Below are 20991 nucleotides of genomic sequence, written 5' to 3' on the forward strand. Positions count from 1 at the left end.
GGCTGCCACGCCGCTGGGAAGGAACAGATCGGGGCGTGCGTCAGCACGCCCCGATTTTTACAGAAAGAGAATGATAGGAGGAATTTGGGTGGAAGAAAACAAGATGGCGGTGATGCCGGTACGCCGGCTGCTGCTTAATATGTCCTGGCCCATGATGCTGTCCATGCTGATCCAGGCGCTGTACAATCTGGTGGACAGCCTCTTTGTAGCCAAATTGAGCCGGGACGGCTTTGAGGCGTTGGCGCTGGTCTATCCAGTTCAGATGCTGATGATCTCAGTCTGCGTAGGTGTGGGTGTGGGCTTCAACGCACTGCTGGCCCGCCGCCTGGGCGAACGGCGGCAGCAGGAGGCGGATCAGGTAGCGGCCAATGGCTATTTTGTTTATGTGGTTTGCTGGCTGATCTTTATGGTACTGGGCGTGGCCTTTGCCCGGCCCTTCCTGTGCCTTTTTTCCGAGGCGCCCCGGCAGATCGACTACGGCGTGCAGTACCTCTCTATTGTTACCGGCCTCTCCATTGGCATATGTATGCAGTTTGCAGGCGAGCGCACCTTGCAGGCTACAGGGGACACGGTAGGTCCCATGATCATTCAGGGGATCGGTGCGGTGGTCAACCTGATCCTGGACCCGCTGCTCATTTTCGGTATTGGTCCCTTCCCGCGGCTGGAGGTGGCGGGAGCGGCGCTGGCTACCGTTCTGGGGCAGATCGTGGGTCTGGTGGCCAGCTTCTGGATGGTGCGGCGCAGCAAGCTGGTCAAGCTCTCCTTCCGGGGCTTTCGCCCCAACGGGGAGATCATCCGTACCATGTTCCGGGTGGGCTTTCCGGCCATTTTGATGCAGTCCCTGTCCAGTGTGATGACCGTGGGCATGAATCTGATCCTGCCCCTGTTTACCTCCTTTGGCGTTTTTATTCTGGGCGCCTATTACAAGATCCAGTCCTTCATCTTCATGCCGCTCTACGGCATGAACAATGCGCTGGTGCCCATCATCAGCTTTAACTATGGTGCCAGGAGCAAGGAGCGCATCACCGGTACAGTGCGTTTTTCCATGGTGCTGACGGTAGTCATTATGGGCGCTGGCACCCTGTTTTTGCTGGTTTTGGCCGGGCCGCTGCTGACTCTGTTTGACGCCAACGGTGAGCTGCTTGCAGCCGGCACGGCGGCTCTTCGTATGATCGCCCTGTCTTTTCTGTTTGCAGGCGTTTCCATTATCCTGTGCTCTGCGCTGCAGGCCCTTGGGTCTGCCAATGCCAGCCTGCTGATCTCTCTGCTGCGGCAGGTGATCCTGCTCTTCCCGGCGGCACTGACCTTCGGCTGGTTGGGGGCGGATCTGGTATGGCTGTCCTTCCTGGTGGCGGAAGTCATCTCCTGTGGCGTGGCCTTGCTGCTCTATCGGATGGTCTATCACAAAAAAGTATCTCTGCTGCAATAAAAAACCGGCCCGCGTTGCTGCGCGGGCCGGTTTTTTGTGATGGCAGGAGCGATCAGTTGCCGCCAAACTCATGGAAGAAACGGTCGTGAATGACCTGTACGGCACGATCCGCCTCAGGCAGATCCACCAGGACCGATACCTTGATCTCGCTGGTGGCGATCATGTTGATGTTGATGCCGGCATTGTACAGGGCCTCGAACATCTTGGCGGCTACGCCGGGATTATGGATCATGCCGGCGCCCACGATGGACACCTTGGCAATGGAATCGTTCACGTCAATGTGGTCAAAGCCCAGCGCACCTTTGTGGGCCTCCAGAATCTCTTTGGAGCGGTCCATATCATGCTTGCCCACGGTAAAGCTGATGTCCTTGGTGTTGTTGCGGCCGATGGACTGAAGGATGATATCCACGTTCACCTTCTCTCTTGCCAGCAGAGAGAAGATCTTAAAGGCGATGCCGGGTTGGTCGGCCAGCCCCACAACGGCCAGACGGGCCACGTTCTTGTCGCAGGCCACCCCGCTGACGTGCATTTTTTCCATGGTTTTTGCAACCTCCTTGACTTTGGTGCCGGGCTTGCCGGAGAAGCTGGAGAGAACCTCCAGATTGACGCTGTAGCGTTTGGCCATTTCCACCGAACGATTGTGCAGGACCTGGGCGCCAAGAGTAGCCAGCTCCAGCATTTCATCGTAGGTGATCTCTTCCAGCTGGAAGGCGCCGGTCACATGGCGGGGATCGGCGGTAAACACGCCGTCCACATCGGTGTAGATCTGGCACAGGTCCGCCCGGAGGGCGGCGGCCAGAGCCACAGCGGAGGTGTCGGAGCCGCCTCGGCCCAAGGTGGTGATGTCGTCGTACTTGTTCAGACCCTGGAAACCGGTGACGATGACGATACACTTTTTATCCAGTTCCGCCAGGACCCGCTCAGTGTCCAGCCGCTTGATGCGGGCGTCGCCGTATACGGAGTTGGTGCGGAATCCGGCCTGCCAGCCAGTCAGGGAGATGACAGGGTAGCCCATGGCCTCGATGGCCATGGCGCACAAAGAGCAGGAGATCTGCTCGCCGGTGGAGAGGAGCATATCCATCTCTCGCTTGGAGCCGTTGGGGTTGATCTCGGCGGCCTTGGCGATCAGGTCGTCGGTGGTATCTCCCTGGGCGGAAAGCACAGCCACAACATTGTGGCCCCGGCGGTAGGTTTCGGTGATGATGCGAGCCACGTTGCGGATGCGGTCTGCATCAGCCACGGAGCTGCCGCCGAATTTTTGTACAATGAGTCCCATTGGCGTTTGTACCCCCTAAATCAGGTGAAATCTCTTACGATATCCTATGCGCTCAGTCGAGCACACGGAACACGGAGCAGGGCTTAAGCCCGGCCAGCTTGCCGTCCAGCGTAGGACGGCTCATGGACGGCGTCAGGAAGGCAAATTCATTTTCCGGCGCTCCGGCACGGGGCAGCAGAGCACAGTCGGGGAAGGCGGCCTTCACGGCCTCCAGCGTGCCCTCAGCCCGGACATACCAGACGCTCTCCAGGTCGGTGGGGGGGACGGCCACATCGTCGCCGCCCTCGGCCCATACCATCCGTTTTTTGGCGTCCTTATGGCGGGCGGCATCAATGACGTCGGCCACCACGGCGGAGGCGGTGGGGAGTTTACCGGCGCCCCGGCCGTAGAACATCACATCGCCGATGGCGTTGCCCTTGACAGCGATAGCGTTAAACACATCCTCTACGCCGGCCAGGGGGTTCTCCACATCCACCAGATGGGGCGCCACAAAGGCGCACACCTTCCCGTCGGGTCGGTGGATAGCCCGGCCCAGCAGTTTGATTTTCTTGCCGCAGGCATCGGCATAGGCCACGTCGGCCAGCGTGACGCCGGTAATGCCCTCGGTAGGCACCTGGCTGGGATAGACGTGCCGGCCAAAAGACAGGGAGGAGAGGATGCAGATCTTGCGGCAGGCGTCGTGACCCTCGATGTCGGCAGTGGGGTCCTGTTCGGCGTAGCCGTTCTGCTGGGCTTCCTTCAGGGCAGCATCAAAGCTGAGACCAGCCCGAATCATCCGGGTCAGGATATAGTTGGTGGTGCCGTTGAGAATGCCGGCGATCTCCTCGATCTCATTGGCGGCCAGGCACTGGTTCAGGGGGCGGATAATGGGGATTCCGCCGCCTACGCTGGCCTCAAACAGATAGCTGACGTCCTTCTCTTGGGCCAGCTTGAGCAGCTCGCAGCCGTGCTCGGCCACCAGTTCCTTGTTGGAGGTGACCACGCTCTTTCCGGCGGCCAGAGCCCGGCGGGTGAAGTCCAGGGCTACCTTGGCACCGCCGATGGTCTCCACTACAATGTTGACCTCGGGGTCGTTCTCGATGATGCTGAAATCGTGGATGACCTTGTCGGCAAAGGGACTGTCGGGGAAGTCCCGTACGTCCAGAATATACTTCAGGCGAATCAGATCGTCCACCTTTTTATCAATGTGAGGGCCGTTGGTGGCCAGGACCTCCGCCACACCCGAGCCTACCACGCCGAAACCCAGAATCGCTACGTTCACCATTACAATGCCTCCTTACTCCAAAAGGGTGTTACCCTGATATTACCTCACTGCGCAGGACGCCCTCTACCTTCAACAGCCGCTCCAGCAGTTCCTCCATAGAAATCTGAAGACCGGAAGTCTCCGCCCCAATGGTCACTGCCGCGCAGCCGCTGACCGGGATAGCCTGGTTGATGGTCAGAATATTTCCGCCGGTGATGGCAAAGATATTCAAGACCGCGGACAATACGCCCGGCTCATCCTTCAACACGATCTGGAAGGTGACGATCCGTCCATGAAGCATATCGTTGAAGGGTCGGACCGCATCCTTATATTTATAAAAGGCGCTGCGGCTGATCCCTACCCGGCGGACCGCCTGATTGACGGCTCCGGCCTCGCCGGTCTCCAGCAGACGCTTGGCTTCTGCCACCTTTAGAAATACTTCAGGCAGCGCGCTGGCCTCAATAATGAAATAGGCTGGTGCCTTGCCCATTCTATGGACCTCCTCTTGTCCATGCTAGAAAAGCATTTGTTCTTGTATTGGAGCCTATTTTAGCACAATAAAGTCTGTGCCGCAAGGGCCAAGTTTTTCTGGCGTGCCGATATCTTCTGAGTTTCTGACGCAAATTTCGTCATTTTATACATAATATAGAAAGGGGGCGCCGGAATGGGGAAAGACAGGTATCTGGAGCGAGTGGTCCGCTTGCTGTGGATCGGACTGGTTTTGGTGGGGGCTTGGGCAGGTGCACGGTGGGTGTTGCCCTGGTTAGCGCCCTTTTTGGCGGCTGCGGTGCTGGCATGGCTGCTGGAACCGGTTGTAGGTTGGCTTATCCGCTCCCTGAGGCTGCCCCGCCGGTGGGCGGCAGCCTCGTGTTTGCTGGGGGCGGCAGGTCTGGCAGGCGGTCTGGCGGCACTGCTGGCCTGGAGGCTGTGGTATGAACTAATAGCGCTGCTGGGGCGGCTTCCTGGGCTGTTGACAGAGCTGAATGTTTGGGCGGAACGGGCAGAGATGTGGCTATACCGCCTCTTTGTGGCGCTGCCTGCGGAACTGCGTGAGCCAGCCAGACAGGTGGCAGAAGAGACGGTTCGGGGTATTCTGGCGTTTCCGTCCTGGGCAGGGGAGAATCTGGCGGGAGGCGTGGGAGGACTTCTGACCGCACTGCCGGCGGCGGGGTTGTTTCTGTTTACAACCTTCCTGGCCTCCTATTTCATAATGGCTGGTCGTCCTGGGCTGCAAGCTGCTGCCCAACAGCTGCCGCCGGCGTGGCAGGAGCGGATAAAACGCTGGCAGCGGGCAGCATCCGGGGCGGCAGGCAGTTGGCTGCGGGCCCAGGGAATTCTGATTCTCTTTACCTTTGTAGAACTCTCTGTAGGCCTTTTGGTGCTGCGGGTGGAGGCGGCACTGCTGTTAGCTGGGGTGATTGCCTTGGTAGATGCACTGCCCATTTTCGGAAGTGGTGCGGTACTGCTGCCCTGGAGTCTGGTTTCTCTGCTGGCAGGGAGGATGCCATTGGGATTGGGCCTGATGGTGCTTTATGGGGTGGTTACGCTGGTTCGGGGGGGCTTGGAACCTCGTTTGCTAGGAAAGCGCGTCGGGCTGCCGCCTCTGGTATCTCTGGTCAGTATGTATGTGGGATTTCAGATCTTTGGCGTGGCAGGCATGATCCTGATGCCGGTACTGACCATGATCGGCTGGCAGATCTGGTTGGACCGGGATGAAGTGGCGGGAAAGAAAGAGGGACGGCATTGAAGCCATCCCTCGAATGCCCTGTTATAAAGGGCTCAATGCCGGCCAATGCAAAAGAAGGTGAAGTTGCCGGTGGCCAACAGGTTTCCGCTTTCATCTGTGATTTCCACATCGGCCTGACAGGTGCTGCGGCCTCGATGACGGATTACTGCCCGGGCGGTCACGGTGCCGCTGCGGGCGGAACGGATGAAATTCAAACCGCCGTGCAAGGTGACGTAGTTTCTTCCATCGGTGCGGCAGGCGGTTCCACAGGCGCTGTCAGCCATAGTGTAGTAAGCGCCGCCATGCAGCAGACCATAAGGATTCAGACTATCAGGGCCCAGGGTGAGCACGGCCTCTCCATGGTTGGGAGCGGAAGAACTGGTTCGAATGCCGTTAAAAATGGCAAAAGCGTTGGGCAATAGGGCTTGGGTGGTGTTTTCCATAGGGGTCTCCTTATGCCAAAATAATTTGACCATGTTCAATGGCCTGCACGGTAGTTAGTGCCTCTACCCGGATACCCATCCGGCGCAGGACCCGACCGCCCTCCCGCATGGATTTTTCAATGGCAACGCCTACACCAGCGACTTCTCCGCCGGCCTTGGACACCAACTCTAAAAGACTGAGCATCGTTTGACCGTTGGACAGAATATCATCAACCAACAGGATTTGATCCTCTTCGGTCAGGTATTTCTTGGACACCCGCAGCGTGTAGGACTTGTCCAGAGAAAAGGAATGGGTGTCTGCGGAATAGACATCGGGATCAATGTATCCGGTTTGAAATTTTTTGGCGTAAATCACCGGTACACCAAGTGCCCGGGCGGTAAAGCAGGCGAGCGCGATGCCGGAACTTTCCGCAGTCAGCACTTTTGAGATGCGCTGGCCCCGGTATCGCTTGGCAAGGGCGGCGCCCATTCGTTCCATCAATTCCATATCCATGCAGTGGTTGAGGAACATATCAACGTGGATGATATCGCCTTCACCCACGATCGCTTCGCTGAGTATGCGTCGTTTTAGTTCTTCCATGATCTCCTCCTGCATATATGTCAGGTTACTTATATATGAACTTAATTATATCTTATTTCATGCCTGGCTGCAATATTGACAAGTAAACGAAAATGAGGTATCTTATACATTACGGCACCAAGCGGATGGTGTCGTAGAATTCATTAAAATGTAGTGGTATTGAAGTGGTCATAACCGGGCTGGATGGGGCTGGCTTGAAATGGATGGGGCATTTGGTCGCTTTGTTTGCGAGAAGTGATTGGTTTTCGATTGTTTCCGGTGATTTTGCTCACTTATCCGCGCGTAGTTTTCTCCTGAATGAGTATGGAGTTCCTGTGGAAGTAACCGATTTGGAGATGTACCCAAGTGGTTGAAGGGTCCGCACTCGAAATCGTCACTCATGAAGGCACGGCGGAAAACCGCAAATCCTTGTGCCGCAAGGGATTGCAGGATTTAGAAAAAGTGCAAAAAACGCAAAACGCTAACAGAATGCTAACAGTTTTCCCGAAAAGTGAATAAACAGGTTGTAAATCGGGCGACCGATTTTCAATAAATGGAGGTGTACCCAAGTGGTTGAAGGGTCCGGATTCGAAATCCGGTAGGTCGGCTTCGCCGGCGCAAGAGTTCGAATCTCTTCACCTCCGCCAAACCAATAGGCGAAAAAGACTATTTGCAGAAAAAGCAAGAGTTTTCAAGCCTTTCAAGGCCCTTTAGCTCGAATGCTAAAGGGCCTTGAACTTTGACTATTTGCCGAGGAAAAACGAATACAGATCAGACTCGAACCCGCCTCCAGCCGTACAAGATACAGCAATATGCCCAGCCGAAGTTGTTCAACAGCTTCGGCTTTAATTTTTGAAAGGAATGCGTATGAAAACAGAAACGACAGCAAATAAATCTTATTTTTCCGAACTGGCCCTCCGCCTCCGGCAAACGGGCTTTGTGGTCCTGCCAGAACAGGATGGTTTTCTCCCGGTAGAGTGGAACGACCAGCCTCTGTGCCGAGTCGCCAGCACAGGCGGCATCCGATACCGACAGGAGGATATGACCGACTCAGATACCGAGCTGGCCTGTGACCGGGCCGCGGATATCGCCGCCACGGTCAGGGAGTACATGACTCTCCTGGATAAAGCCCCATTGCTGAAAGCGGACAGCCTGCACGAACCATATCAAGTACTGGCGGAGTTCAATGATGTTGTGCTTGCCGCCCTCCCCGGCAAACACGGCGTTCAATTCACCACCTGGGCGTGGATCAATGAGCGTACCAGCCTGTGGCAAGGTCATTATGCTGGAAATGACTATCAGGCGGCAAAGCGGGACTTTGCCATCCGCTCCGGCCTGCTGGACAAGCACCAGCTTTTTTCTAAGGAGCAGCTTGCGGAGGTCTACCGCTGCGTCCACGAAACGCTGGAGAATCATTATCCCATCACCGCGGAACGCCAAAAGCTGCTGGAGGGCGTGGCGGCGCAGATCGAATGTGCGGTTCCTGCCCTGGCAGAGCTGGTCAGCCAGTCAAATCAGAAGGAATTGGAGGCAGCAGAAGATACGGAATATCAGGGCATGACCCAGCAATTCTAAATCATCATCAACACAGGACAAGGCCGTATCCCGTTTGGGACGCCGGCCTTTTTTGCCGCCCTTTCGGGATAAAGGTCCCATCCGGAAAGGACAGCACGTGACGAAATACTTCCTGCGAGACACCCCTCTGGCGGGGCTGGAGCGGCAGATGATGACGCCGCCCCACTTCTCCCCTCGCGGCGGAGGCCAAATGATCCTCTGCCGGTTTCGCTACCGGCCCGAGGATGTGGCCTGCAAGCACTGCACCAAATACAGAAGAAAGCAATGCACCATGCCGGTATGCCCTTGGATCGAGGAGCGTGCGGAGGCGGGGGCGGTCACCTATTCCTCCCTGGCGGCTGACTATTATCGGAACTGGCAGAGCGGCAGGCTGGGAGAGCGGATCGCGGAGCTGCTCTCCAACAAGAAAGCAGTCGCCTACTATGACGCCGCCCACACCTCCCGCTTCCTGTTCTATTATCCCTATCTGCTCCGTCATCATGGCGATGACACAGGCCGGCGCCGTCTGGCTACCATGTACCTGCTGACCGCCACAGAATCGCTCTGCCGCGCCGTACCGAATATCTTTGGCCTCTGGAGCATCCGCCTCAGCGGGTGGGACACCGTGCGGGCGATGAGTGAGCAGGAATATGTGCTCTATCAGGCGGCAAAGGGGCTCTATCAAAACCACCAGTACATCTCATTCCAGGAACTATGCGACCGAGAGCTGGTGGATGATACCGCCCTGACGCTGATCCTGGACGCGATGCTGATCGCCCACTACGGCAAGGCCATGTTCACCATCGGCGGAACGGGAGGTGAGGTCTGATGGCTCCCTTGGTGCAGGCGGTGTTGGCCAATCAGGAGCATCCTGAATATGGCGTGGCCACCATCCCATTCCCCATCCCCAACGAGGAATATGACCACTGTGTTGAGCTTCTATCCGCACTGGAGATCGGCGATCCCGTCCACCGGGATTGTCAGGTCATGGAGATCAGCAGCAGTTTTCCCGTGTTAAAGCGAATGGAGATGCTCACCGTCAATCTGGACGAGCTGGACTACCTGGCAAAGCGGCTGGACAGCTTTGATGTTGGTGAGGCCGCGCAGTTTCAGGCCATGGCGGAAAAGCTGGATCTTCGGGATATGACAGACTTTATCAACCTGACCTTCTGCTGCCAGCAGGCCACGGTGATCACGGACTTCTCCGATCTGGAGGCCATAGGCCGTGACCACTACATGAACCTGCATGGCGGCTGCGCCAGGACGGAAGAACTGGACGCTCTGGACGGATATGAGACTGCGCTGCTGCTCATTGAGGGCGGAGGCGGGACAGTCACACCCTATGGCGTGGTGTATGACAACGGCATGCGGCTGTCCAGTATCTATGACGGCCGCCATCTCCCGGAGTTTTTCTACGAGGACTGCGCGGCCTCTGTAACGCTTTCGGTGATCGGAAAGCCGGAGCAGCAGGAAACGCTCTATTTCCCCTGCGCGGAGAGCAAGATCGCCCGCGCGGTGCGGCGGCTGGGCGCGGACAGGCCGGAGCAGTGTATTGCAGTCTTGGATACCGCCGAACTCAGCGACGCGGTCCGGAGCGTCTTTGAGCGTGAATATCCTCTGAATGAGCATCTGGCTGCCCTGAACGCCCTGACCCGGCACCTGCGAAAGTTCGACGGGCAGGCAATGGAGAACTTCCATACTGTTTTCGATACAGTCTGGCCCCAGACGCCGGAGGAGATCCTGGCCCTGGCGGAAAATCTTCACGAGTTTACGGTGGTGCCGGACATCAGCACCGCGGAGGAATATGGGCGTTATATGATCCAGGAGTCCGGCCATTTTGAGGTGGACCCAAATCTGGAGGACTATATCAACTACCAGAGCTACGGAGAGCGCCGTATCCGGGAGGAGGGCGGGCTTTTTGGAGACCGGGGCTATGTGGCCTACCTGGGGACAGCGCAGGAGATCAGCGAGATTGTGGCCCGGAACATCCCAACAGAGCAGATGGAGCAGGGCCCGCAGATGGGAGGCTTGTCATGATCGAACTGCATCTGACCCGCGGGGATAACCAGGAGGGCGTCCGCCTGCGCTTTCCCACAACACCCGCGGAGATCGGCGAGGCGTTCGCCCTGCTGGATACAGTCAGCCGCTATGCCGGGGATGTCAGAATCCTGGATGTCAAAAGCCCGGTTGCCAATATCGGGCAGTATGTCCGCTATGCGGACCTGAACAGCAGAGAGGACATGCAAAAGCTCAACACGCTGGCCGAAAGGATCGGCGGGATGAGCAAGCGTCAGCGGGATATCTTCGCCGGAGCGTTGGATGCCGAAAGCGTCAACGGGCTGGATGATGTGCTTCGTGTCTCAGAGTCGCTGGAGGAATATACCATCATCCCCAATGTGAGCTCGGATACCGATCTTGGTAAATATGTGGCTGCTGCCGGACTGCTCCACGGCGATCCCCGGTTTCCGGAAAAAGCATGGCCGTATTTGGATTTTGCCAAGATCGGCGCAGAGTATTATGCCGACCGAGGCGGCGCTTATACCTACAGCGGCTATGTCCTGCGCAAACAGTCAGCAGAGCCTGAACAAAAGGAGGATTCGGTGATCCGGCTCCAGCTGGAAACCACCGGGACAGTCTGCGTTCTGCATCTTCCCGCAGAGGAAACAGAGTTGGACGCCGCAAAAGCACAGCTTGGGATCACGGACTTCGCGGAGGCCAGGATCGAAGCGGTTGAATTTCTCGTCCCTTATCTGGAAGAACATATTCCTGTGGACTGCGTCAGCGTGGAGTCCGCCAACGAGCTGGCGATGGCCGTGCGGGAGATGGGACAGACAGACGGCGAGCTGCTGAAATACCTTGCCGTCCTGTCAGCGGAGCAGCCGGAGGACTTTCCCGCCGCTCTGGATCTGGCGCTGGAGCTGGACGATTATGAGCGTGTCCCTGACGACCAGGAGGAATATGGAAAGCAGGTTCTGCGGCGATTCGGCGTCGATGAAGACGTTCTCGATATTCTTGAACTCTACACGGATTTCGAGCGGCTCGGTGAGGCTTACATGGAGGAGGACGATGTCCAGCAAACCGAATTTGGCTTTGTGCGACGCATCAGTACGCCCTTTCCAAATCAGACGCAGTCCCAGCAAAGCATGTAGTCTATAATAGGAGGTCAAAATTGCCCTTGCAGGAAATGAGCCAAGCCGCTGGGTGCAGAATTATAGCTCGGCAGGTCCTGGTGGGTTTCCGCCGCAGTTAGTGTTAAGGAAAATAAGTATGGACTTTCGAGAATCAGCGTGGTATTGTTCCCGTTACCAAAAAGCGAAGGAGGCACGCTATGAGTATCAATATCAAAACCGATCCCCTGCGATCAGCCATATTGTTCGGCAGGCCGGTACTGTTCACTCCCCAGCGTATCCCGCGGGAGGATGTCCCGGAAGGCTGGTATTACTACGAACTGAGAGGCAGCGTCCGCAATGCCAAAAAGCCCATCGCACTGTCAGACCGCGCCCGTATAAATCCCATTGGCTCTGTCCTTTCCCCCGTTCCCCTGAAACGGGCCGACACAATATCCCGCAGAGTGAACAGGCAGTTCCTCCTGCTTGGAGAGACCATGACACTGCGAGACTACTGCCGGAACAACAGCCTGGAATATCCCTTTCACAATCAAACATTTGCCATTCGGCCCGCTTCACCCGAGGAAGCGGGCTTTTTCTACGCCATGAGTCCGGAGGAAGATGCGAAATTCGGCTGCGTCGGCTATGTCCGCATGGATTTCGGACGGAGCGGCACGGAGTTCTGGCACACCTGGTGGCCGAGAGGCCCGGAGGAGCTGAACTCCCCGGAATTCAAGTCCGAATTGCAGGATGTGGTGGATGAGCTGCGAAATAACGTCCTGAAGAACTTCTCCGCCATGGCTGGCTACTGCCGGGGCCATGGCGGAGAGATCAGCGGCGGCTGGGTACAGAACTACGGTTATATCGTGGAGACAGAGAACTATCGCTACTGCCTGCGGTGCAACCCCGTAGCCGGTGAGTATCAAGCCTATCTGACCGCCTTTGACCTCCGTGTCCAGAGACAGAATATGACAGATAAGCCGGTGGTGGGGCGGGTGACCTTTGCCAGCGGCGAACAGGTGGAGTACACGGATGCGGAGGCATATCTCCAGTGCATCCGGGAGGAGCTGCCAGACCATCCGGCCACCGGCTTCCGGTATGAAACGCTGACCGATGACCCCACAGTCCGCAAGCAGGTGGACGATATCCTGTACGACCTCTACGGCGAGGAAAACCCCCGCCTGTTGGAGGACTATCAAAATACGCCCGATGAGGGCATGACGATGGGGGGATTGTCATGAACAGTATTCCGAAAGAGTGGCTGGCTTTCCTGCGGGAGCAGTACCCCGCGGGCAGCCGAATCAAGCTCAGAGAGATGAAAACCGATCCAGATCCAATTTCTTCTGGAGCCATGGGAACGCTGGACTTCATCGACGACGCCGGCCACTTCCACATGAGGTGGGACAACGGAAGAACATTGTCGCTGGTCATTGGTGAGGACAGCTTTACCGTCCTGCCGCCCGAACCCACCACCATGAAACTCTATATGCCCCTGACCGCTGACCTCTATGAGCGGAACGAATGGGGCGATATGGAGGAGGAAGGTACTCCGTTGGACGGCAGGGAGCTGCGGACCTATGAAGGGGATATCCTTGCCGCATTGGTGAAGAACCGGATGCCGGAGGAAACCGAGCGCGGGATCATGCACTGGTACGGCAAAAATGACAGTGTGGATGACAAGGTCAGGTCTGTGGTATTCACTGCTGAGGAGCGGAACGGCCAGCTTTGGGGCGTGGCGGAGTGTCGGGTGGTCGGCACCCTCACCCCGGAAGAACTGGACACGCTCAAGGAGTATGTCTCCGGACAGGCTTCAGACGGCTGGGGTGAGGGCTTTGAGCAGCGGGAGATCGAGGCAGATGGCGGTGAGTTGTATGTCCATCTCTGGAATTGGAACAACTGGAGCATCCAGACCGAGGAGGAGCGGTTCAGTCCTAAAATTGCGGAGGGATTGCCGGAGCTGTGCTTCTCCACCATCCTGACCACCGGCGAATTGATCTGCATCAAGCGGGGCGAGACCGGTTACTACCCCTCCGACTGGGACACCGGTGACAAGGAACGGAATGTGGAGCTGGCGGACCAGCTCAATGAGCAGCTTGGCGTGACCATGTGGCAGCGCAAGGCCATGGAGGTGGGCAGTATGTGCGGCTGGGGATGTCCCGGTGCTGACCCTGCCAAGTATCTGGAAGATTTTCAGCCGAAGACAGGAGGGTTGACGCTTGAATAAGGTGTTTCGGGTAGAACTGTCTGGAGGCAACGGCTGTTACTGCGAACTGGAGCTTCCCGCCGCCCCCTATGAACTGCTGGACGCGCTGGAGCGGCTGCAAATGCCCATGGACGGCAAGCCGGACTGGGATATCCTCGAGTATAACGACTTTCCGTATCTCCATATTCATCTGACGGATGAATGCGATCTATTTCAGCTCAATGCACTGGCAGACAGGCTGGCGCGGCTGGATGAACGGCAGAAAGCCGCGTTCGAGGGGCTGTTCCAGGTGGAGGTCTCCAAAAAGTATGGTCCGATCCAGATATCCACGATCATCGACCTGGCCTACAGCACGGACTGCTGCCATGTGCTGAGTGAGGTGCAGAACGACTCCCAGCTCGGCAGGTTTTATGCGGAAAACGGTTTTATGCCGGAGCTTGACGCCATCCCTGACAGCGTGTTTCAAATGCTGGATTTTGAAATGCTGGGCAGAAAGGCCCGCATGGATGAGGGCGGCGTATTCACCAGCCATGGTTATGTGACGCAGGACTCAGACTTGGAGCAGGTCTATGATACCCTTGACCTCCGCCTCCGCAGGCCGGACTATGCGGTTCTGATGGAACTGACAAATGGCGAACACAATGTTTCGCTGCCGCTGCCAGCGTCACACCTGATGATTGATAACAAGCTAAAGTCCATTGGAGCGGAAGCGTGGCAGAATATCCGATTCCGCTGTCTGGACTGCGCGGCACCCGCCCTGAAGGATCTGGTGGACGAGGCCGTCAGCATCACCCATGTCAACCGGCTGGCGCAGCATCTGGCGCGGCTTGGACCGGAGGAACTGACAAAGTACAAAGCAATCCTCATAGCAGAGGATCCCTCAGATATCAATGAGGCGTCCCGGCTGGCCGGACAGCTGGACGAATATATGGTGGAGCCGGATGTGCGCACCATGCCGGAGGTGGCGGAGAATGAACTTCGGATCATCCTTGGTGACGAAGCGGCGGAGCTTCTGCTCCCCCATGTGACCCTTTGGCGGTATGGGGAGGCTCTGCTCCAGAAGTACGGCAGTACAGTGACTGAGTACGGCCTGGTAGAGAGGCGGGACGGCCAGGTCATGGCAGAACAGCCCCAGCGGGGCGGAATGGAGATGATGTAATGTGGGAATTTGAGGAACTGATGATACTTCCGGGAACAGAACAGGAACGGGACTGGCTGGCGGAGCGGTTGTCCACATTGAGCAAGAAGGAAAAGCACATTGTCAGCGCCATTGTCATCAGCGCGCGACCGGAATCCATGGCGGAGGCCATCAATCAGCTGCTCTCCATGGAGGACTATGGGGTGTGCTTTCCCGCGGGAAGCTACGCACAGCTGGGGAGCTTTTATCTCCGGCACGAAGCCCATCTGCCGGAACGCACTATGTACTACGCGGATCTGGAACGGATCGGCATGATGTATGAGGACCGACACCCCGGCCTGTTCATCGGGAGCTGCTATGTGGCCTATCCGTCCGGCCCCGTCCCTCTCCGCTACACCGGCCAGGGGCTCATTCCGGAGGATGACGGCTGGAGCGTCAAGGTGAAGCTGGCCTCCCCCACAATACCGGAGGGGGTATGGCTGCGCCTGCCGGATCACTCCGCCGTAAGCGGCCAGCCGGACGAGGTGGCCCTGGCCCTGGACGAGCTGAATGTCCGAAGTCTGGAGGACTGTGTCCTGATGGACGCCCGGTGCGGCCGGCCCCAGTTGGGGGACCTGATGGAGCAATATGCAGACGCTCTGGAGCTGGTCAACGACGGCAGCGACCTGGGCTATGCGCTGGAGGAACAGGGCCAGGGAACGCCCCGCTTTCTGGAGAGGTTTGCCGCTGCCCTGGAATTTGAGAACTGCCATGACCTGCGCTTTGCCCTGGACATCATCCAGAATCTCCACTGCTATGAGTGGATCCCCTGTGACAGCCTGAAGGAATTTGGCAGGCGAAAGCTGCTGGAGGCGGGGGTGGCTGAGGAACTGCTCTCCTCCGGCTGCATCGATCTGGAGGGGTACGCGGCGGATCTGCTGGAGGAAGCGGGCTATGTGCTGACCGCCGCTGAAAGCGCCTACATCTCCCGGAACAGCCGGGAGTTTATCTATGAGCGCAGCGCCCCGGAGGAGGCGGGGATGACGATGGAACAGCAGTAAAAAATCGAGAATTGGGGCCGTTTTTCCGAAAGGGACAACGGCCCCTTCTTTTTTTGCGCCCTTTTTCGGGAAAATGGCCCCGGAAAGGAGCGCAAATGGAGAAAGAACGGCTGGCGGAGTACCTGGAACGGTATCACCTGGGCGCCGCTAACGCCGCCACCAGCTGGGAGCTGGAGTGTGCCTTCGGCGTCCGGGGCAAGGACCTGCGGGACGCGGTGAACGGCCTGCGGCGGCAGGGCGTCCCCATTGCCAGCAACGGAAACGGCTACTTCTACGCCGCCACGGAGCAGGAGGTGCGGGCCACCATCGCCCACATGACCCACCGCATCAGCGGCATCGCCGCGGCGATCCGGGGCCTGTCCCGGTCGCTGGAGCGGTTCGACACTGCCCAGACCAGGCTCCCACTGGAGGGAGGCGGCGGCCCGTGAACAGCTTCATGAGCTGGGTGGGCGGCAAGAAGGCGCTGCGGGAGGAGGTGGTGCGGCGGTTCCCCATCTACTATGAGCGGTACATCGAGGTGTTCGGCGGTGGCGGCTGGGTGCTGTTCCATAAAGATCCCGGCAACGATTTTGAGGTCTACAACGATTTCAACAGCCTGCTCGTCAATCTGTACCGCTGCGTCCGGGACAAGCCGGAGGAGCTGATCGCCGCCCTGCGGTATGTCCTCAATTCCCGTGAGGACTTTGAGCGGGCCAGGACCGCCCTCGCCCGCGACAGTCCCATGGACGCCGTGCGGAAAGCGGCCTTGTTCTATCAGATCATCCGGTACAGCTACGCCTCGGCCCTCACCAGCTATGGCAGCCAGCCCCACGATATGCGGGCCAACTTCCCGCTGATCGAGCAGGCCCACCGGCGGCTTGCCAGAGTGGTGGTGGAGAACAAAGACTTTGAAAAGCTCGTCCGCCAGTATGACCGGCCTGTGAGCCTGTTCTACTGCGACCCGCCCTACCACGCCACGGAGGGGTATTACCAGAACATTGGAGAGGACGGCTTTACAGAGAAAGACCACATCCGCCTGCGGGACACGCTGCTGTCCATGCAGGGGAAGTTCCTGCTGTCCTACAACGATGACGAATTCATCCGGGAGCTGTACGACGCGCCCGGCATCCGGATCGAGCCGGTGACCCGGCTGAACAATATCCGGCAGCGGTACGATCCCAACTGTCAATTTTCCGAGCTGCTCATTGCCAACTACGATATGCATGAGCGTGAGCGGGCCTCGGTCCAGTTAAACCTGTTTGACTATGAAAAGGAGGAAGATGACGATGAAATTTTTGAAGGAACCTACTGACAAGGGCCTCCACATCCCCAGAGCGGCCCTGAACCTCTGCGGCTTTGAGGCGGGAGAAAAGGTGGAGCTCCACACGGCTGAGAACGCGCTGGTGGCGCTGAAGGGCCGGATGACCGCTATGGAACTGCTCCGCGCCGCCCAGTCCCTCCAGCAGATGGCCGTGGAACTGCACACCCATCTGGCAAAGGTCTGCGGCCCCTGTGACGGCTGCGAGGGGGAATGCCCCTTTGAGACGCGGGATGAGGACGAGATCGGCCTGCCGGAGTACCTGCGGGAGGAAGCCGGTATCCCCGCGGACGCCAAGCTGTGCGCCTGGGTAGACGATGAGGAGCACACGGTGACCATCTCCGAGGCGGACTATGACCATGACCTGCGGGATGTGCCCGAGGAGGTGCTGGAAATGTTCAGAGCGACCGGAATCTGTGTCGGGGAGCTGGAGGAGCGGCTGATCGTGGGGGATACCGTCTATGGCGGGTAAGGGTGACAAAAAATGAGGTGTTCCTATTATACCATCGACGATCTCCGGCTGGGCCGCGACCCCAGAGGCGTGACCGGCTGGCGGCTGTCCCGGTTCTTATCCCTGGCCGACGCATTGGAGCACTACCGCTCCTTGCCGGATTCCGGGGTCAAAGCCTTTGGCCTGACAGACGGCGTTCATGTGCTGGAGCTGGTGCGGCATATCCCTCCGCAGGACGAAAAAGCGGGAATGGATGTGCTGGCATCGGACTACCGGGCGTTTCCACTCTGGAGGGAGGTCAGGGCGGCAGCGGAAGCCGCCAGCGCCTGTGTCTCGGTTCTGCACATCCATGACCGCCCCGTTCCCATGGCGGCTTATCCGCGTTGAATTCTATATGATGAGGAGGAACCCAGCATGAAAAAAGCAAGCGCACCCGCCCCTGTTTCCGCGCAGGGCCAGCCTGCCCAGCGGGAGCAGCTCCCCATGAAGGTGGATGTGAAGATCAACACCCTGCGCACGGACGGCCCGGTCCTGGCCAACGCCTCGGTCAATCTCAACGGCTGCTTCGCCATCCGGGGCGTGAAGGTGATAGACAGCGAGAAAGGGCCCTTCGTCTCCATGCCCAGCTACAAGTCAGGCGGTGAGTACAGGGATATCTGTTTCCCTTGCACCCAGGAGTTCCACCAGCAGTTCCATCAGGCGGTGCTGGACGCCTACCAGCAGGCCCTGACCCAGCTCCCCCAGCGGCAGCAGACCGCGCAGGCTACCCCCGCCCAGGACATGGGCATGACGATGTAAGAGGAGGAAGACCCCATGAAACGAGTATTTGCCCTTTGCGCCATGGCGCTGACGCTGGCCATGGCCCTTCCCGTCCAGGCTGCCGCCGCGGAAACGGTGGCGGTGTGCTATCCCACCTCCATCACCCGCAGCGAGGATGGGGGTGAGATTAGGAAGATCTATGACCTGTCTCCCACGGACGATCCCGCGGGCATCCCCCGGTCGGACTTCGAGCAGGACGGGTTCCGTTACACCCTGACGGACCTGCTCAAGCAGGAGCTCCCCGAATATGAGGAGCGGCAGCACACGGAGACGGTGTCCCTGGAAAGCAAGAGCAAGGACATGGCCTCGGTGCTGGCCCTGCTGCCCCAGGAACGGGAGTTCATCACCGATGATGGCCTGACAGGGACCCTGACGCTCCAGCTGGATACCGTGCAGGTGGAGGTGGCCGGGTACGGCAGTTCCACAAAGGAAGTCCAGGCCACCCGGAGCTATCCCAACCTGGCCGGACAGGACACCCAGTACATCCCCAAGACCATTGAGGACAATGGCCGCACCCTGACGCTCCAGAGCATCGACTGGCAGACGGACAACACCGCCAGCACGGACGGCTATGCCCTGGGGGACCGCTTTACCGCTGTCGCCACCTATACGGGCAGCGCCACCAGCAGCTATGTGAAGGGCTACACCGTTACCGCCGACTACACCGGCACCGTCAGCCGCATCGCCCTGAACAAGACCCGGTATGTGGCCATCTTTGAGGGGACTGCCATCGTCCCGGTGGAGCCTGCCGTGGAACTGCCCGATGTATTGGAAGCTCCGAAGCAGTTCAACTGGGCCTATGTGCTGGTCCCGCTGGGCGTTGTCGCGGCGGCTGGCGGCGGCGTCGGCATCGCCCTGTTCCTCAAACGCCGCCGTGAGTCTGATGAAAGCGGAGGTGACGCTGAATGAAAAAGCTGAGAACGGCTGTCCTGCTCCTGTGCCTGACCGCCTCCCTCACGGTGGGCGCCAGCGCGGCGGAGCCGCTGGAATATACCATCGACGCGCCGGACGGCCCGGACTATGGCACGCCCACCTCTGTCGAAGTGGTGCATACGGTGGACGGCGGGGCCAGGAAGAATGAGGATGTCAGCAAGAACGCCGCCCTCATCCCGCCTGCCTTCGGCAGCCCCAGTGCGGACACCAAGGGGACGGGAACTTACCTGACGCCCAACCTGGCCCCCAGCGGTATGGCCGCCACTGGTACGGTAATCAACGGGACCGGCTCTCCTGTGGTGGTCCCCGGCAGCACGATGCCCGGCACTTCTTCCGGCACAGTCACCTCCACGGGCTACACCGAGGTGACGGACGACCTCTACTACAGCGGCGGGCATCTTGGCACCCTGAAGATCCCGGCCATCGACCTGACCGTCAAGATCTATGAGGGTACCGGAAGTTCCACGCTGAAAAAGGGCGCGGGCCACTTTGAGGAAACTTCCATCTGGGATGGAAATGTGGCCTTGGCGGCCCACAACCGGGGCGTCAACGCCTACTTCGGTCAGATCCATACGCTGGAGGTGGGTGATACTATCACCCTGACCACCAAGCTGGGTACCCGCACCTACAAGGTGATCTCTGTGTCCAAGGTGTCTGAGACAGACCGCAGCGCCCTCGCCTCCTCCACGGAGAATATGCTCACCCTGTATACCTGCGTCCGTGACCAGCGGGAGTACCGCTGGTGCGTCCAGGCCGTGGAGAAATAAGCACAAGCCCCGGCTTGTCCATTCTGCTTCGTTTACACCCTTTGATTTCTCCATCTTTCCCGCTTCTTTCCGCTCGACTTTGTGCCATCCTTACGGTATTGTGTTGCTTGCAAAAGCCCCACAATATCTGAAAATGAGGAGGACAACGATATGAGCAGAAAGAAAAATATGCTGCTGGTCACGGCGGGTATCCTGGCCGGCGTCACCATGACCGGCCCCGCCGCCCATGCCGCGGCGGAGTACCTCAAAGCTCTGCCCAGCGCCCAGAGCTTCTATCTGGACGGAGCGCAGGTGGCGCTGGAGGCGTATGCCATCAACGGGCGTAACTACATCCAGCTTGTGGAGCTGGGCGAACTGCTGGGCGTCACGGTGACCTACCGGGCCAGCGACAACTCCGTCCATATCTCCACCGGACAGGCCCAGGCGGATGGGACCGTCCAGCTCCCCGCGGATGGCTCCCGCTACATCCCCCAGGCGGGCGATGTGATCCGCTGCAACGACGGCACGGACTACACCATCACCGACGTCAGCCGGTACGACAAGAGCCTGTTCGCCAGCGGCCCGCTGGGGGAACTGCCCGCGCCCACCTGCGACTGGAGCAGTTTCCCGGAGGTGGAGCTGCCGGAGCCGGAGGCCCGCCACTTCAATCTGGAAGCAGGCGACTACCTCTTTATCCGCAACCTCTATGAGACCCGCAGGATGCAGTACACCCTCCAAAACCTGGCGGGGAACCATCCAGACACCAGCCAGAACGGTCAGCTGAAATACGGCGCCAAGGGTACCCCCGCCGTCCGTATCCGGCTGACCATAGACCCCAGCCTGACGGCGCACTCCTTCTGGCCCTGGCGGGAAAGCGAGCTGGAGGACCTCTTCAATTCCTGTCCTCCGGGGACCTACTCCATGGAAGCCTGGGATGTGTTCCGCAACGGCGTGTACATGTACACCGAGTACAAGCTCCACGCCATCTGACCCCCAGCGGGACGGCGGCAGTATGACACCCATACTG

At 58.7% G+C, this 20991-nt stretch carries 23 protein-coding genes and 1 tRNA gene; 19 read left to right on the forward strand and 5 right to left on the reverse strand.

Annotated features, from left to right (window positions below):
- The first annotated feature begins 88 nt into the window (after positions 1-88).
- Entirely contained in the window at positions 89-1429 is a 1341-nt protein-coding gene (locus WHJ28_RS00100) for an MATE family efflux transporter (protein WP_340039102.1), read from the forward strand.
- A gap of 52 nt (positions 1430-1481) precedes the next feature.
- Here WHJ28_RS00100 and WHJ28_RS00105 read toward each other — a convergent pair whose 3' ends face one another.
- From WHJ28_RS00105 to WHJ28_RS00115, 3 genes are read right to left on the reverse strand one after another with little or no spacing between them, the layout of a single operon-like run.
- A complete protein-coding gene (locus WHJ28_RS00105; RefSeq protein ID WP_340039103.1) occupies positions 1482-2705 on the reverse strand; it encodes an aspartate kinase in 1224 nt (407 codons plus the stop codon).
- A 52-nt stretch (positions 2706-2757) separates the two neighbouring features.
- Positions 2758-3969 carry a homoserine dehydrogenase gene (locus WHJ28_RS00110; protein WP_340039105.1) on the reverse strand — a complete coding sequence of 404 codons (1212 nt, stop codon included), beginning with the start codon at positions 3967-3969 and terminating at the stop codon, positions 2758-2760.
- A 28-nt stretch (positions 3970-3997) separates the two neighbouring features.
- On the reverse strand, positions 3998-4438 hold the full coding sequence (locus WHJ28_RS00115; protein WP_340039106.1) for an ACT domain-containing protein: 441 nt from the start codon (positions 4436-4438) through the stop codon (positions 3998-4000).
- Positions 4439-4612: 174 nt separating this feature from the next.
- Here WHJ28_RS00115 and ytvI point away from each other — a divergent pair, with 174 nt between their 5' ends.
- Positions 4613-5695, forward strand: coding sequence for a sporulation integral membrane protein YtvI (gene ytvI, locus WHJ28_RS00120; RefSeq protein WP_340039108.1), 1083 nt, complete (start codon positions 4613-4615; stop codon positions 5693-5695).
- 32 nt (positions 5696-5727) lie between these two features.
- Here the strand turns inward: ytvI and WHJ28_RS00125 are convergent, their stop codons facing one another.
- Together WHJ28_RS00125 and WHJ28_RS00130 are read right to left on the reverse strand one after the other, a co-directional pair.
- Complete coding sequence (locus WHJ28_RS00125; RefSeq protein WP_340039109.1) at positions 5728-6117, reverse strand: PaaI family thioesterase; 390 nt, start codon at positions 6115-6117, stop codon at positions 5728-5730.
- A 10-nt stretch (positions 6118-6127) separates the two neighbouring features.
- Positions 6128-6697, reverse strand: coding sequence for a xanthine phosphoribosyltransferase (locus WHJ28_RS00130; RefSeq protein WP_340039110.1), 570 nt, complete (start codon positions 6695-6697; stop codon positions 6128-6130).
- Between the two features lie 534 nt (positions 6698-7231).
- On the opposite strand from WHJ28_RS00130, the gene WHJ28_RS00135 reads away from it, so the two are divergent.
- The 17 genes from WHJ28_RS00135 to WHJ28_RS00215 all read left to right on the forward strand — a co-directional run bounded on the left by WHJ28_RS00135 (position 7232) and on the right by WHJ28_RS00215 (position 20954).
- Positions 7232-7323, forward strand: a tRNA-Ser gene (locus WHJ28_RS00135).
- Between the two features lie 394 nt (positions 7324-7717).
- Complete coding sequence (locus tag WHJ28_RS00140) at positions 7718-8251, forward strand: hypothetical protein (RefSeq protein WP_235396092.1); 534 nt, start codon at positions 7718-7720, stop codon at positions 8249-8251.
- A gap of 97 nt (positions 8252-8348) precedes the next feature.
- Positions 8349-9059 (forward strand): hypothetical protein, encoded by a 711-nt coding sequence (locus WHJ28_RS00145; protein WP_209345327.1) that lies wholly within the window; start codon positions 8349-8351, stop codon positions 9057-9059.
- Complete coding sequence (locus tag WHJ28_RS00150; RefSeq protein WP_235396094.1) at positions 9059-10267, forward strand: antirestriction protein ArdA; 1209 nt, start codon at positions 9059-9061, stop codon at positions 10265-10267. Before WHJ28_RS00145 ends, WHJ28_RS00150 begins: the two co-directional genes overlap by 1 nt.
- Positions 10264-11379 (forward strand): DUF6329 domain-containing protein, encoded by a 1116-nt coding sequence (locus WHJ28_RS00155; RefSeq protein WP_209345325.1) that lies wholly within the window; start codon positions 10264-10266, stop codon positions 11377-11379. Before WHJ28_RS00150 ends, WHJ28_RS00155 begins: the two co-directional genes overlap by 4 nt.
- A gap of 179 nt (positions 11380-11558) precedes the next feature.
- A complete protein-coding gene (locus WHJ28_RS00160) occupies positions 11559-12578 on the forward strand; it encodes an LPD28 domain-containing protein (RefSeq protein WP_209345323.1) in 1020 nt (339 codons plus the stop codon).
- The gene (locus WHJ28_RS00165; protein ID WP_209345320.1) at positions 12575-13561 is read left to right on the forward strand and encodes a DUF4314 domain-containing protein; all 987 of its coding nucleotides are present in this window, start codon (positions 12575-12577) and stop codon (positions 13559-13561) included. The genes WHJ28_RS00160 and WHJ28_RS00165 overlap by 4 nt, the downstream gene beginning before the upstream one ends.
- Position 13562: 1 nt before the next feature.
- Positions 13563-14699, forward strand: coding sequence for an antirestriction protein ArdA (locus WHJ28_RS00170; RefSeq protein WP_235396339.1), 1137 nt, complete (start codon positions 13563-13565; stop codon positions 14697-14699).
- The gene (locus WHJ28_RS00175) at positions 14699-15718 is read left to right on the forward strand and encodes a hypothetical protein (RefSeq protein ID WP_340039114.1); all 1020 of its coding nucleotides are present in this window, start codon (positions 14699-14701) and stop codon (positions 15716-15718) included. Before WHJ28_RS00170 ends, WHJ28_RS00175 begins: the two co-directional genes overlap by 1 nt.
- Before the next feature lie 95 nt (positions 15719-15813).
- On the forward strand, positions 15814-16146 hold the full coding sequence (locus WHJ28_RS00180) for a hypothetical protein (RefSeq protein ID WP_235396098.1): 333 nt from the start codon (positions 15814-15816) through the stop codon (positions 16144-16146).
- 8 nt (positions 16147-16154) lie between these two features.
- On the forward strand, positions 16155-17009 hold the full coding sequence (locus tag WHJ28_RS00185; RefSeq protein ID WP_235396341.1) for a DNA adenine methylase: 855 nt from the start codon (positions 16155-16157) through the stop codon (positions 17007-17009).
- The gene (locus WHJ28_RS00190; RefSeq protein WP_235396100.1) at positions 16984-17487 is read left to right on the forward strand and encodes a hypothetical protein; all 504 of its coding nucleotides are present in this window, start codon (positions 16984-16986) and stop codon (positions 17485-17487) included. The genes WHJ28_RS00185 and WHJ28_RS00190 overlap by 26 nt, the downstream gene beginning before the upstream one ends.
- Positions 17488-17499: 12 nt before the next feature.
- Positions 17500-17853: a hypothetical protein gene (locus WHJ28_RS00195; RefSeq protein ID WP_235396102.1), complete on the forward strand. Its 354-nt coding sequence runs from the start codon at positions 17500-17502 to the stop codon at positions 17851-17853.
- A 27-nt stretch (positions 17854-17880) separates the two neighbouring features.
- Positions 17881-18264, forward strand: a complete 384-nt coding sequence (locus WHJ28_RS00200; protein WP_235396104.1) for a SpoVG family protein — start codon at positions 17881-17883, stop codon at positions 18262-18264.
- Between the two features lie 15 nt (positions 18265-18279).
- Complete coding sequence (locus WHJ28_RS00205) at positions 18280-19194, forward strand: cell wall anchor protein (protein WP_235396106.1); 915 nt, start codon at positions 18280-18282, stop codon at positions 19192-19194.
- Entirely contained in the window at positions 19191-19985 is a 795-nt protein-coding gene (locus WHJ28_RS00210; RefSeq protein ID WP_235396107.1) for a class D sortase, read from the forward strand. The genes WHJ28_RS00205 and WHJ28_RS00210 overlap by 4 nt, the downstream gene beginning before the upstream one ends.
- Positions 19986-20135: 150 nt before the next feature.
- Complete coding sequence (locus WHJ28_RS00215) at positions 20136-20954, forward strand: hypothetical protein (protein ID WP_235396109.1); 819 nt, start codon at positions 20136-20138, stop codon at positions 20952-20954.
- Positions 20955-20991: the final 37 nt, after the last annotated feature.

This window comes from Flavonifractor porci, from assembly GCF_037572415.1.
Taxonomy (GTDB): Bacteria; Bacillota; Clostridia; order Oscillospirales; family Oscillospiraceae; genus Flavonifractor; species Flavonifractor porci.